The organism is Bradyrhizobium sp. SZCCHNR1015 (assembly GCF_032489875.1).
Taxonomy (GTDB): Bacteria; Pseudomonadota; Alphaproteobacteria; order Rhizobiales; family Xanthobacteraceae; genus Bradyrhizobium.
Window position 1 is genome coordinate 607151 of sequence record NZ_JAUEYW010000001.1, and the last position, 12776, is coordinate 619926.

Below are 12776 nucleotides of genomic sequence, written 5' to 3' on the forward strand. Positions count from 1 at the left end.
CGAACAAGCTCTCAGCAAGTCCGGGACATTTTTGAAAAGACCTGAGCCTCTTTCCGCAACCTTTGGTCCAGCCCAAGTGTTGGTCAGCTGCACGTTGCTGCGGAGGAAGCAAAGACAGAAATGCCCGCAAAACGCGCAACATGTGATTTGATTTTGGTCACGTTGCATTCCCTCCGGGCAGAGCCGATATCGAGACCGGTAAACACAAGAGAACGAGTCGGGCGCAGCATGACGTGTGGCCCGATGGAAGGAGACTGAGGAATGGACACTAACGTGCACGAGGGGTCCGCAAGGATCTATCAATTTCCGCGTGGAGGGCGGGCAGGTCTTGCGCCTCGCCAATCCGCGGCATCGCCGGCGCGGCCGATCGCGCCCTCGATCCAGCCGACGATCTACAGCGGCAGCTGGTATCACGACGAGGCGATCCAGGAAGCCAAGCCGGCGTGGGACCGCTGATGTCCGACTGTACCGTGCCGCTCACGCGCCTTTGCTGAAGGGTCGGACCGACAAGGTTCCGGCCCTTTTTCTTGCCCGCTGTCAACCATGTCTACTGCTGGCGGTCACCGACGGGCTCGACGTGGCGGGTGCATACGTTCCGCCGTCCTGAGCCGCTTCATGCTCTCCCCTGCCTTGCCGTCGCGCAGGCGAAACGACGCTTCACATCAAGCCCGCATTCCCTAGAATGCGTTCATGCCCGCCCATCCGCTCCGCCATCTCGGACTTCACGGTGCCAGCAACTTCAGAGATCTCGGCGGATATCCCAGCAGGGATGGCCGGCACGTGCGATGGCGGCAGCTGTTTCGGTCGAACCATCTCGGTCAGTTGACGGAGCCCGACCTCGCGGTCCTGCGGGAGCTCGGCATTCGCGCAGCGTTCGATTTCCGCGGTCGCGACGAGCGCGCGGCCGGCCTCTGCACGATCGCCGAGATCACCGTGCATTCCGTGCCGATCGAGCCGAGCGTCGTGCCGGCGCTGCGGGCCCTGGCGACAGGAGGACAGCTCACAACCGACCATGCCTTGGAGCTGATGCGCGAGTCCTACCGCAACTACATCCGCAGCTACAGGCCGCGCTTCCGCGCGCTGTTCGAACATGTTCTCAATGGGGATGCGCCGTTGGTGATCCATTGTACGGCCGGCAAGGATCGCACCGGTGTCGCCTGTGCACTGGTCCTGCACGCGCTCGACGTTCCGGATGACGTGATCCTGGAAGACTACCTGCTCACGAACCAGCTCTATCGTCGCGAGACTGCAGCACACGCGGATCTTCCCGCTGATGTGGTCCAGGCGATCGGGACGGTCCAGGCCTCGTTCCTCGCCGCTGCGTTCGACGCCATGCGTGATGATTTCGGCGACGTCGACGCCTACCTGCGCGACGGTCTCGGCATCGACGGCGCAGCACGAAAGACGTTACAGGCGCGCTATCTCACGCTGTGAGCCAGGGCAGCGCGAATACGCTTGAGCCCGATCAGGCCGCTTCGATATCGGCTGTCTCGGCGGCTTCCATCGCGTCGAGATCGGCAATCACCTCCTCGAATGCGGAAATCGCCTGTTGAACCGCCGCGATCTGCATCAATTCCCAGCCCGTCACCGGACCTGCACGGTTCTGCAAGGCGACCACCAGATCCCGCCGCTGCTCCTTCAGTTGCACCAGCGGCAAACCGTGGTCCGGCAGATGTCTCATCATGTCAAAGCTCCAACGCCCCTCAAGCGGCATAGCGACAGGCTAGCGGGCGGCGCTGGCAATCCACTTACGAAAGTCCGGCTAATTTTATCGATCAGGCCAGCGCGGCAGGCGCCGTCATGATGGCGCTGGCCAAAACGTCGCTGATCTTCGCGGTGGCGGCCTCGCTCACATGCAAGCGGTCACCGTGCCCGTCGTCGAGCGCCGACAACGGAATCTGACCAGCCTCATGCCAGCTCTTCATCAAATTCCAGCGCCTGAAGAGATTGACGTTGGCCGCAGACGTGACCTTCTCGATCCGTCGCTGAATGTCCTCGGCACGCGCCAGCCTGTTCGGCACCGTCACGATCGCCGCCGTATATTGCAGGTCCATCACGATGGCGTCGATGGCCAGCCCCGCCAGCCATCGAAGGCCGACGCGCAGCGCCGCCTCGACGTCATCGGGACTGTAGACCTCGGGCCTGTAGGCGGCGTTGGTGCCGACCTGCCAGATGACCAGCGACGGCTGCTCCGCAATCACGTCGCATTCGAAGCGCGAGAGCTCCTCCGGGGATTCCTGTCCGCCCACACCCCGATTGAGGACGTCGATCAGGCAGCCGAAATTGGTCTTGCGCAGCGACTGCTCGATCCGGGCCGGGAAAGCGACAATTCCGTTGGTGCCAGCGGTGGAAGATGAGCCAAGCGCCACGATCCGGGTCTTGCGCTGCGCATCCAGACTCTGCCTGAACTGTCTGATCGGACGGACAAAACCGGTGGCGACGTCGGGAAATTCGAGAGAGTCTGTCGCCGTCATGGTCACCTCTGACGAACCACGCTTTCTGATTGCAATTGCATGCCCCGGCCGTCCGGCCATTGCAACTCATCGGCAGGGCCATAGTATAACAAGCGGCGCTGTGGGGCGCGTCAACGGAGACCAGGGACGGAATGAACGGAGCAGTGATTGTCATTACGGGTGCGCAAGGGGCGCTCGGACGCAGCGTGGCCGATCTCGCGCTCGCACGGGGCGCGCATGTGGCCGGGATCGATCATGCCCAGGCCGAGATCCCGGCGAGTGACGACCGCATTGAGCTCGGAGGCGTCGACCTCTCCGACCCCGGGCAGGCAAAGGTCGCGATCGACTCCGTCGCCGCCCACTTCGGCACTCTGGATGCGCTGATCAACATCGCCGGCGCGTTCGCGTTCGAGACCACGGCCGACGGCGACGATTCCGTCTGGGAGACGATGCATGCGCGAAACCTGATGACCGCGCTGCACGCCTCGCGCGCGGCGATCCCGCATCTCGTCCGCTCCAGCACGGGCCGCATCGTCAACATCGGCGCCATGGGCGCGCTCCAGGCCGGTGCCGGCATGGGCCCCTATGCTGCGTCCAAATCGGGCGTGCATCGCCTGACGGAAGCGCTCGCGGCAGAATGGAAGGGCAAGATCACCGTCAACGCCGTTTTGCCGTCGACGATCGATACGCCGGCCAACCGCGCCAGCATGCCCAAGGCCGATTTCGACAAATGGGTGACGCCGCAGGAACTCGCGGAGGTCATTCTGTTTCTCGCCAGCGACGCCGCGAGCGGCGTGACCGGCGCACTGATACCGGTTGTCGGCCGGGTGTAGTGAAGCCAGCCGGTCACCCCGACTTGGCGCTGACATCACCGGACTTGGCGGGCTAGACTCGCGCGCGCTCTGAGTCGCACACATCGGACGGCCCCTTGGAAACCGCGCTCTACCTTCCCGTCAAACGCTTCCTCGAAAACCTTGGCTTCTCGGTCAAGGGGGAAATCGGCGGTTGCGACGTGGTGGCGCTCAAGGGCGACGACCCGCCGGTGGTCGTCGTCTGCGAGCTGAAGCAGGTCTTCAACCTGGAACTGCTGCTGCAGGCGGTCGATCGGGCTGGGGCCTGCGATGAGGTCTGGGTCGCCGCAAATCTGTCAGCACGTGGCAAGGGTCGTGAAAGCGACTCCCGCTACCGCAATCTGTGCCGCCGGCTCGGCTTCGGCATGCTGGCCGTGACCTCAGCCGGAGACATCGAAGTGCTGGTGCGGCCGCCTACCACCGCGCCGCGCAAGAACCCCAAGAAGCGTTCGCGTCTCGTGATCGAGCATCAGCGGCGCAAGGGCGACCCCGTCGCTGGCGGCTCGACCCGGGCTCCCATCATGACGGCCTATCGGCAGCAGGCGCTGGCCTGCGCCTCGGCGCTCTCGGGCGGGCCGAAGCGCGTCCGCGACCTCCGCGCGGAGATTCCGGATGCGCCGAAGATTCTGCAGCGTAACGTCTACGGCTGGTTCGACCGCGCCGAGCGCGGTGTCTATGTCCTCACAAAAGCCGGCCTCGCGGCCTTGCGCCGCTGGCCCCAGGATATCCACATGACGCAGGTACCGTTGCCCAATCGCGACATGGTGAACGCATAGCTGGGCTGCCCCGCGGAATATATATTGCAATGCAACAATCCTGCTTCTAGGTATCCCGGACGATTCACGAGGCCCCCATGAGCGAAGATTGGAACACCAAGTACGGACCGCGTCGCGTCAGGCGTGATCCCCCGACTCTGGAGGAAGCGATCTTCGCCGCGTCAGGCATCACCGACGACGTGCAGGCCCAGGCCGAGATCGCGTCGGCGCTGATGGGTCTGCCGCTCGAGCAGGTGCTGCCCGAGGTGAAGAAGGCAGTTCGCGTTGCCGCGCGCACCAACACGCGCGTCATCACGGCCGACCAGGGCACGCAGCAGCGTGCCGTCGTGGTCGAGCGCCGCACCGTGCGCCGCTTCAATTTCGACAAGCGCACCGGCACCTGAACGCCTTCCGGGGCGCATCGGCCAATGCAATCAAACGAAAAGGCGCGGCAGCGGTGATCGCTGTCGCGCCTTTGTCATCGCAGCAACGGCTCCGCTCAGGCCGCGCGCTTGTCGCCGTACATCCGGGTCACGAGCTTCCAGCAGGCCCGGTTGAGGGTGAAGAACGCACGCGCGGCCGCGATCGGCGCATCGATCACGAGCTTCGCCAGTTCATCCTGAGGCTGCTCGCTCAGATCGATCGTGCCGGTCGATTCGCCGTGACGGAACGCCAGATGCGCGCCGAATTTGGCCGCGAGCGCCCGCATCGCATGGTTCTGCGATCCGGTCGTGACACGAAGCTTGCGATAGCCCTTCCACCGCGCCTCCGAGATCACGCGCTGGAACAGCAGGCTGCCGACCCCGCGGCGGCGCACGCAAGCCTCCACGCTGAACGCAATCTCCGGAAGCCCGTCCTCGGACTGCTCCGGCGGATGCAACTCGGCGGCGCCGCGCACCATGCCGTTTTCCATGTAGGCGACGACGATCGTGCCATCGGCCGCACAGCGGGCCGCATAGCGTTCGATGAAACTGTCATCGAGGAAGCCGTTGAATCGATCGTGCCGGCTTTCCGCATCGAGCCGCAACAGATGATCGCGCAGCAACGGCAGTTCTTCGTGCTGGCTGAGCGTCCGCACATAGCCGAAGCCCGGCCGGGGACGAAAAGTATCTACCTGTGACACTGCCTGAGACTCCTCTCGAGAGCCCTCGCACACAGACGTCTTTCCCTAGACAGAAGCTATATTGTGCATCGCAACATTCATTGCAAGCCCCGCGCTCTACGGAGAGAACATGCGGCCATGCAAGGATCGCGTGAGTTAACAATTCGTTTGTGTACGAATCATCACAGCACGAGCTGAGTCTGGGTCACGATCGCGACCAGGCGCCCGTCCTCGGTCTCCACCCGCGTCTGCCATACCTGAGTGCGGCGGCCGCGGTGCACGGGCGTGGCGGTTGCGGTCACCACGGTCCCCTCCTTGGCGCCGCCGATGAAGTTGGTCTTGCTCTCGATGGTTGTGGTGCCCTTGGCATCCTGCGGCAGGTTGATCACGGTCGCAGCCGCGCCGACGGAATCAGCGAGCGCCATCACGGCGCCGCCGTGGATGGTGTGATGCAGGGTGCACAGATCCGGCCGCACCAGCATCTGCGCCACGACGCGATCGGCGCTGGCCTCGGTGAAGGTGACGCCCTTCAAGTCCGCGAACGGCATCTTCATCGCATTGATCTTGTCCAGCGGCGTCATACCGTTCCGATCCTTGCGCACGGACGACACGTCTCCCCGTGCCTTCACCGCACCCTGGATGCGCCGAGCCCAGACCGCGCGGCAATGACCTCCGAGGTCATTGCCGCGACGGCCTTGCGCTCACGCCTTCTCGACTCCACACCACTCGGCGATGAACAAGGCCATGGTCTTGGTCGCCTGGCGTAGCGAGTCGAGATCGACATATTCGTTGAAGCCGTGCATCGCCGCGCCGGTCGCGCCGAAGCAGAGGCTGGGGATGTTGTAGTTGAGCCCGTAGAAGCGGGTATCCGTGAGCGCCGTGAAGACGAGGTCCTGCACCTCCCCGCCGTAGACGGCGGTGAAGGCCTTGCCGAACGCCGCCTCCGGCTCAGCCGAATTGGTCAACTCGTATCCTTCGGACAGGAATCCGGACCACTCGACCACCGGCGGATTGTTGGAGAGGAAGCGGTGATCGCGCGAAGCCGCGGCGACGCAGGCGAGAATCTCGTTCTGGCAGTCCTTGACCGACCAGCCCGGCAGGATGGCGATGCGGCAATCGACGTCGCACCAGGCCGGCACGCTCGAGGCCCAGTCGCCGCCTTTGATGATGCCCGGATTGAAGTTGATGGGATGATTGAGCGTCTTGAAATGATGGTCGCTCTTGGCGCGCTCGTTCCAGTCCGCTTCGAGCTTCTCCAGCGCATGGATCAGATGATAGCTCGCCTGAATCGCATTGGCGCCGACGCCGGCTTCGAACACATGCGCGGGAAAGCCGCGCACCTTCAGGCGGAACCAGATCACGCCAACCTGAGAGCGCACCATCTTGCCGCTGGTCGGCTCCGGGATGAAGCAGGCATCCGCGCGGTAGCCGCGCTGCAAGGTCGACAGTGCGCCGACGCCGGTGCTCTCCTCCTCGATCACGGACTGGACATGAATGCGCGCCGTCGGCTTGAAGCCGGCCGCCTTGATGGCATCGAGCGCATAGAGTGCGCCGATCGTCCCGGACTTCATGTCGCAGGCGCCGCGGCCATACATTCGTCCGTCGCGGATCACCGGCGAGAACGGCGGCGTCTCCCACATCTCGAGCGGGCCGGCGGGTACCACGTCGCAATGCCCCTGCAAGATCAGCGATCGCCCGGCCGACGTGGCCGGCCGGTAGGTTCCAACCACGCTGCGCGCCTTCGAGAAGTCGTGCTCGATCGGGCCGTAGCCGCGCATGTCCTTCAGATCGTCGAGATCGATATGCCAGTCGTCGACCTCGTAGCCGCGCGTGCGCAGCAGATCGCCGAACATGTCCTGGCACGGCCCTTCGGCGCCGCGGGTCGAGGGGATGGCGACGAAGTCGCTCGTGGTCGCAAGCTGCCGGTCGAAGTGGGCATCGACGGCGTCGACGATGCGCTGCGTAGTGTCCTGGGTGATCATGCCTGTCGCGGTTCCAATTGCCGATGACCGCACCAAATCACAATCTGATGCATAGTTGCACCGGATTCGCCGCTGCTTTCAGAATCGCAAGGCCGCTCGTACATTCGCGCATACGAACGACGGTAACATACTTTGGATTTTGGCATGTCGGACCACCGCAATATCCTCTATTTCCTCCTCGGCATTCTCAGCGCGGCGATCATCGTGCTCGGCTACAATTTATATCAGGCCAAGAAGCAGCCCGAGGGTGTCCAGATCAATCTCGGGCCCAAAGGCCTGAAGATCGAAGGGAAGTGATGCGTTCTCAAATCTTCGCGTTCGCGGACGTCGCAGCCCGCCCTCTCGGCGTCCTCGGTATCTTGGTCTTGGTTGCCGCACCTGCACAGGCGCAATATGTCGGGCGCGAGCAGGACATCACGGATCTCCGGCTCGGCCAGCGGGTGCTGGTCGATGACGGCACCTGCCCCGCCGGCCAGGTGAAGGAGGTCTTGGGCTCCAAGATGGCCGAAACCGGCATTGTCCGCACCACGAAATGCGTGCCGCGGTTCGGGCCGAAAAGGAAGTAGCTGATCTCGTTCGATTGGGCCGTCATACATAGCCGGCCTCCGGCACGTGACCTTCCGCACAGTCCTGAATCTGTGCATCGACGATGCTCCTGCCCCACGGACAATCTCGGGGACGCAGCATGTCGATGTCAGCGGTGCAGGATCACGGCTTCTTCGAAGCGGCCGACCGGCCGCAGCCGGTCAAGGCCGATTTCAGCCGCTACGCCCTGCTCGGCTATCTGTCGATTGCGCTGGTGTTCGGCGGCTTCGGCGTGTGGGCGGCCTATGCGCCGCTCGATCGTGCGGCGATCGCACCGGGCACCGTGTCCGTCTCCGGCGATCACAAGGTGGTTCAGCACCGTGAGGGCGGAATCATCAGGGAGATTCTGGCCAAGGAAACTCACGCCGTGCATCGCGGCGACCTGCTGTTTCGGCTGCAGCCGACCGAGGCCCAGGCCAACACCGACCTCCTGCGCAAGCAGATGGACGCGGCGCTGGCCGAGGAGGCGCGCCTCCTCGCCGAGCGCGGCAATGCGCGGATGATCACGTTTCCCGACGCGCTGCTCAACCGCCAGAACGTGCCGGAGGCGGCGCTTGCCATCGCCGACCAGCAGCGGTTGTTCGTCGAGCGTCGCAATGGCCTGATCAGCCAGATCAACATCCTCAACTCGCAGATCGCCCAGCAGCAGCAGGAGCTCGCCGGCCGCGACCGCCAGCGCGCCGCACTCTCCGCGCAGATCGCGAGCTTCGAGACGCAGATGAACAACGTGCGCCCGGCGGTCGCCGCAGGCTACTATCCGCGCAACAAGTTCCTCGAGCTGGAACGCGAGCGCGCCCGCGTCGAAGGCGACCTCGGCCAGGCGCAGGCCGACGTCGCGCGGCTGACGCAGACGGCGGCACAGACGCGCCTGCAGATCGATCAGACGCTGCAGAAATATCTGACCGAGGTCGGTCAGCAGCTCGACGGCACCCGGGCCAAGCTGTCGGACCTGCGCGAGAAGCTGGTCATCGCCGAGGACGTGCTGCGCCGGGTCGACATCCGCGCCGAGCGCGACGGCATCGTCATGAACATGAAAGTCCACACCGTCGGCGCCGTCGTGAAGCCCGGCGATACGCTCGCCGAGATCGTTCCGGTCGGCGAAGGCGTCGACGTGATGGCGCACGTCTCGCCGCGCGACATCGAGAGCGTCGCGATCGGCCAGAGGGCCGAGGTGCGCTTCTCCAATTTCTCCTCGCGCACCACGCCGACGATCTTCGGCAAGGTCTCGAGCGTCTCGGCGGACGCGATGTCCGACGAGGCGAGCAAACAGAGCTACTATTCGGCGCGCGTGGTGATCGACTATTCGACCATCCCGCCCGAGATCGCCGAGAAGATCCTGCCGGGCATGCAGGCCGACGTCATCATCTCCACGGGAGAGCGCACCGTGCTCGAATATCTGGTCGGCCCGCTGCTCAACACGCTCGCCAAGACGTTCCGCGAGAAATGAGCCGAGAGCACCTATGCCGACGGCGCTGGTGGCGTGCCCGCGACGACTGCAAGGTCGCGGGCACGCCGCACGCCGATGGCGTCCAGCTCCCGACCCTGTTCCGGATCGGCAAGCCTCTCACGCATCGCTCCATCCAGATCAACAAGGCCGGCAGCTGTCGCCACGCCCCCGGACATTGCGAGCTGCCAGCCTCTGGTCTCCGCCAAATCAGCCAGAAGCGCCGGCCACTCCGTCCCAAGTCCGAGCACAGCCACCTGCGAGGTGCGTCCAAGGGTCAGTTGCCCGACAACGATGTCGCCAAGGTGAGCACCAATCGCCAGCTCCACGGGCCGACCGATCTCCGCGGCGATCTTTTCGTTGACGCGGTCCATGACCACGTCCATGGCGCCGATCGCCTGCAGCGCATCGCGGCAGCCTTGTTCTGCTCCCTGCTCCTCGCCGAAGACGGCGAGCACGCCGTCGCCGAGGAAACGATCGATGCGCCCGGACCGGGCTTCGATGGCTCCGCCAATGGCGCCGAAGATCTCGTTCATCATGAAGCCGAGGTCGGAGGGCAACCGGTCGCGCGCGATGGTCGCCACCGCGCGGACCCGAACATGAACCAGACACACCGCGCGGCGCTCAGTCTGGAGGCCGTCGACGGCGGGCACCCTCTCCTCTCGTTGGCCGCCGACGAGACGCGTGATCGTCAGCGGCGCCCCAGGGCGGATCTGGCAGGCCAGGCGCACATTCACCGGTGCCGCCAATTCGGCGAGCATGGCACGCTCCGCGTGGCCGGGCGGCGCCAGCGTCTCCGCACCTTCATCGACCCGGACACGGCAAAGCCCGCAGCGGGCACGACCGCCGCATTCGGATCGGTGCGACAGTCCGTTGCCGCTGATGATGTCCAGCAGCGTCGGACCGACCGCAGCCTGCACCGTCGCGCTCCCCGTGAAAGCAATGGCAATCTTCGGTGCCGCGAGCGACGCGACGTGACGGAATACGATGATCGTCACGCCGGCAACGAGCAGCGCGACGATCGCGATCTGCGCCGAGACCTGCAGCAGGCCGATCCACTTCCTGTCGATTTCGCTCGGCCAATGGGTGACCTGGCGCATCTGCTCGGCCATGCCGGGATTGCCGAGCAAGCCGGCGACGGAGCGTCCGGACACCACGAAGCCCATCAGCGCCGCCATCGGCACCGCGACGGCGAGGACAACCAGCAGCGGCTGCACGAGGCGGTACCAGCTCCGGAATTTCAGCCAATGATGCAGGCCGATGCAGCCGTGGATCCAGACCAGCAGCAGCAGCGCGGTCTGAATCCAGGCCGCCTTGGGCCACAACAACGCCAGCGCATAAAGGTAGCCGTCCTGAACGCCGAACAGCGCATGCGCGATATGGGTCTCGATGACATGCGGCAGCAACAGCAGTGGGATCGCAAATCCGGTGGCGATCTGAACAAGCTCCCACGAGGACAGCCGCCACGTGCCGCGCTGAACCGTCTTGGTGAACGCAAGCACGGCATGGGCGAGCAGCGCCGCCGCCAGCACGATCATTCCCGGCCACGATCGGGTGACGACCAATCGCCATTCCTGCACCTCGTCCATCGCCTCGAGGCTGAACAGACCAACCGCATGGTTGAGAAAATGCGTCGCAGCGAAGGCAAACAGGACGAGGCCCGACACGAGCCGGATGTTCTGGGAGGTTACGGCAGGCATGAGGTCACTGTGATTCAGGCAAGTGCGAAATCTGGGCACGGCTGATCCATCCGGTAGCGGCTGCAACCGGCGAACTCAAGCGCCGGCAGATCCGCCTCGAGCTATGTGAGGTCAGTCACGGTCGACGACGGGCGCCCAGGCCAAGCTCCCCAGCACCATCGCAAGGGGATCCGACATGACGAGCACCACCCGAAGCCCGCTGGGAACCGCGCTCCGCGCGTGCTTTCCCGCGCTCACCGCGACCTTCGTGCTCAGCCTCTTCATCAATGCGAGCATGCTCGCCTCGCCACTCTACTCCATGCAGGTCTATGACCGCGTGCTCACCAGCCGCAATCTCGGCACGCTGGTGATGCTGACGCTCATCGTCGGTGTTTTCCTCGTGCTGTATGGCGTCCTCGAATTCGCCCGTTCCGGCGTTCTGGCCCGTGCCGGCGTGCAGTTCGAAGGCACGCTGCGCCACCCGCTGTTCGAGACGATGATGAAGGCGGAGCTGTCGCCGCGGCATCGCTTCGGCCAGCAGATCATCCGTGACGCCGAGACCATCCGCGACTGCATCTCCAGCGGCACCGCCGCCATCGCCTGCGATCTGCCGTGGACGCCGGTGTTCGTCGCGCTGTGCTTTCTGCAGCACGCCTATCTCGGAATCCTCTCTTTGCTCGGCGCGACGGTGCTGTTCTCGCTGGCGCTGCTCACCGAATTCTACACCCGCGCCAGCGTCGAGCGCACCAACGCGCTGGCCAACGAGGCCTCGCGCTTCGTCGCGGCGGCGCTGCGCAATGGCGAGGTCGTGCGCGGCCTCGGCATGGGCGACATCGTCATGGACCGCTGGAGTTGCCGGCAGTCGGCGATGGTCGATGCCCACAGCACCCTCGTCGAGCGGGGCGCGGCGATGCATTCCGTGACCAAGTTCGCGCGCATGGCGGTGCAGACCTCGCTGCTGTGCATCGGCGCCTGGCTCGCGATCGAGCAGCAGATCTCGCCCGGCGCGATGATGGCTACGTCGATCATCATGGGCCGCGCGCTGGCGCCGGTCGAGCAGGTCGTCGGGCAGTGGAAGCGCATCATCGCATTCCGCTCCGCCTATCGCCGGCTGGAGGAGCTGTTCCAGGCCCTGCCAGTCACGGCTGCGCCGACGGCGCTGCCGACGCCGCGCGGCGACATCGACGTCGAGAACGCCGTGGTGTGGCCGCCGGCGGCCGGCCGCCCCTCGGTCAAGGGCGTCAGCTTTTCGCTCAAGGCCGGCGAGAGCCTCGCTATCGTCGGCGCCTCCGCCAGCGGCAAGTCGAGCATGGCGCGCGCCATGGCCGGGGTCTGGCCGCTGCGCGAAGGCGTGATCCGCATCGACGGCGCCGCCTACAGCCAATGGGACCCAAACCGGCTTGGCAAGCACATCGGCTACCTGCCGCAGGACATCGAGCTGTTCTCAGGCACCGTCGCCGACAACATCGCCCGGCTTGCGAAGGTCGACGAAGCAGCCGTTGTCGCTGCCGCCAAGGCCGCCGGCGCGCATGAGGTCATCCTGCGCCTGCCCAACGGCTACGACACGCCGATCGGCGAAGGCGGCGTGGCATTGTCCGGCGGCATGCGGCAGCGTGTCGGCCTCGCCCGCGCGCTCTACGGCAATCCGCGGCTCTTGATCCTCGACGAGCCGAACTCGAACCTCGACGAGGACGGCGAGCGGGCGCTGGCGCACGCCCTGGCCCAGGCGAAGACCGCCGGTCGCACCGTGATCGTCGTCACTCACCGTCCGCAGCTGTTGGCGCATGTTGACCGCATCATGGTGATGGCCTTCGGCAAGACGCTGGCATTCGGCCCGCGCGACGAGGTGATCGCCAAGATGCGCGGCCAGCGTGTCGTCATCGCCCACGACCGGGCGACCGCCAGCGCAGCGGCCTGAACGAACC

General features: G+C 65.2%; 15 protein-coding genes. 9 read left to right on the plus strand and 6 right to left on the minus strand.

Annotated elements, in window-relative coordinates; all coding sequences use genetic code 11:
• The first annotated feature begins 261 nt into the window (after positions 1–261).
• Together QX128_RS02780 and QX128_RS02785 are read left to right on the plus strand one after the other, a co-directional pair.
• Positions 262–456, plus strand: coding sequence for a DUF2735 domain-containing protein (locus tag QX128_RS02780; protein WP_315800231.1), 195 nt, complete (start codon positions 262–264; stop codon positions 454–456).
• Positions 457–690: 234 nt separating this feature from the next.
• A complete protein-coding gene (locus QX128_RS02785; RefSeq protein ID WP_316236613.1) occupies positions 691–1434 on the plus strand; it encodes a tyrosine-protein phosphatase in 744 nt (247 codons plus the stop codon).
• A 31-nt stretch (positions 1435–1465) separates the two neighbouring features.
• On the opposite strand, the gene QX128_RS02790 is transcribed toward QX128_RS02785, so the two are convergent.
• On the minus strand, positions 1466–1684 hold the full coding sequence (locus tag QX128_RS02790) for a hypothetical protein (RefSeq protein WP_012044361.1): 219 nt from the start codon (positions 1682–1684) through the stop codon (positions 1466–1468).
• Positions 1685–1775: 91 nt separating this feature from the next.
• Positions 1776–2474, minus strand: a complete 699-nt coding sequence (locus QX128_RS02795; RefSeq protein WP_316236614.1) for an SGNH/GDSL hydrolase family protein — start codon at positions 2472–2474, stop codon at positions 1776–1778.
• Positions 2475–2605: 131 nt separating this feature from the next.
• Between QX128_RS02795 and QX128_RS02800 the strand changes: the two genes are divergently transcribed.
• The 3 genes from QX128_RS02800 to QX128_RS02810 all read left to right on the plus strand — a co-directional run bounded on the left by QX128_RS02800 (position 2606) and on the right by QX128_RS02810 (position 4463).
• Complete coding sequence (locus QX128_RS02800) at positions 2606–3286, plus strand: SDR family oxidoreductase (protein WP_316236615.1); 681 nt, start codon at positions 2606–2608, stop codon at positions 3284–3286.
• A 95-nt stretch (positions 3287–3381) separates the two neighbouring features.
• A complete protein-coding gene (locus QX128_RS02805) occupies positions 3382–4080 on the plus strand; it encodes a DUF2161 domain-containing phosphodiesterase (protein ID WP_315800235.1) in 699 nt (232 codons plus the stop codon).
• Between the two features lie 77 nt (positions 4081–4157).
• Complete coding sequence (locus QX128_RS02810) at positions 4158–4463, plus strand: hypothetical protein (protein WP_172109527.1); 306 nt, start codon at positions 4158–4160, stop codon at positions 4461–4463.
• Positions 4464–4558: 95 nt separating this feature from the next.
• Here QX128_RS02810 and QX128_RS02815 read toward each other — a convergent pair whose 3' ends face one another.
• The 3 genes from QX128_RS02815 to QX128_RS02825 all read right to left on the minus strand — a co-directional run bounded on the left by QX128_RS02815 (position 4559) and on the right by QX128_RS02825 (position 7143).
• Positions 4559–5215: an N-acetyltransferase family protein gene (locus tag QX128_RS02815; RefSeq protein ID WP_410053124.1), complete on the minus strand. Its 657-nt coding sequence runs from the start codon at positions 5213–5215 to the stop codon at positions 4559–4561.
• A 128-nt stretch (positions 5216–5343) separates the two neighbouring features.
• Complete coding sequence (locus QX128_RS02820; protein ID WP_315800237.1) at positions 5344–5742, minus strand: PaaI family thioesterase; 399 nt, start codon at positions 5740–5742, stop codon at positions 5344–5346.
• 120 nt (positions 5743–5862) lie between these two features.
• Complete coding sequence (locus QX128_RS02825) at positions 5863–7143, minus strand: ArgE/DapE family deacylase (protein ID WP_316236616.1); 1281 nt, start codon at positions 7141–7143, stop codon at positions 5863–5865.
• Between the two features lie 144 nt (positions 7144–7287).
• On the opposite strand from QX128_RS02825, the gene QX128_RS02830 reads away from it, so the two are divergent.
• From QX128_RS02830 to QX128_RS02840, 3 genes are all read left to right on the plus strand, one after another.
• On the plus strand, positions 7288–7440 hold the full coding sequence (locus QX128_RS02830; protein WP_315800239.1) for a hypothetical protein: 153 nt from the start codon (positions 7288–7290) through the stop codon (positions 7438–7440).
• Positions 7440–7709 carry a DUF6719 family protein gene (locus tag QX128_RS02835; RefSeq protein ID WP_316236617.1) on the plus strand — a complete coding sequence of 90 codons (270 nt, stop codon included), beginning with the start codon at positions 7440–7442 and terminating at the stop codon, positions 7707–7709. Before QX128_RS02830 ends, QX128_RS02835 begins: the two co-directional genes overlap by 1 nt.
• A gap of 119 nt (positions 7710–7828) precedes the next feature.
• A complete protein-coding gene (locus QX128_RS02840; RefSeq protein WP_316236618.1) occupies positions 7829–9175 on the plus strand; it encodes an HlyD family type I secretion periplasmic adaptor subunit in 1347 nt (448 codons plus the stop codon).
• An 11-nt stretch (positions 9176–9186) separates the two neighbouring features.
• Here the strand turns inward: QX128_RS02840 and QX128_RS02845 are convergent, their stop codons facing one another.
• Entirely contained in the window at positions 9187–10839 is a 1653-nt protein-coding gene (locus QX128_RS02845) for an adenylate/guanylate cyclase domain-containing protein (RefSeq protein WP_316236619.1), read from the minus strand.
• A gap of 208 nt (positions 10840–11047) precedes the next feature.
• On the opposite strand from QX128_RS02845, the gene QX128_RS02850 reads away from it, so the two are divergent.
• Positions 11048–12769 (plus strand): type I secretion system permease/ATPase, encoded by a 1722-nt coding sequence (locus QX128_RS02850; RefSeq protein ID WP_316180858.1) that lies wholly within the window; start codon positions 11048–11050, stop codon positions 12767–12769.
• The last annotated feature ends 7 nt before the right edge of the window (positions 12770–12776 follow it).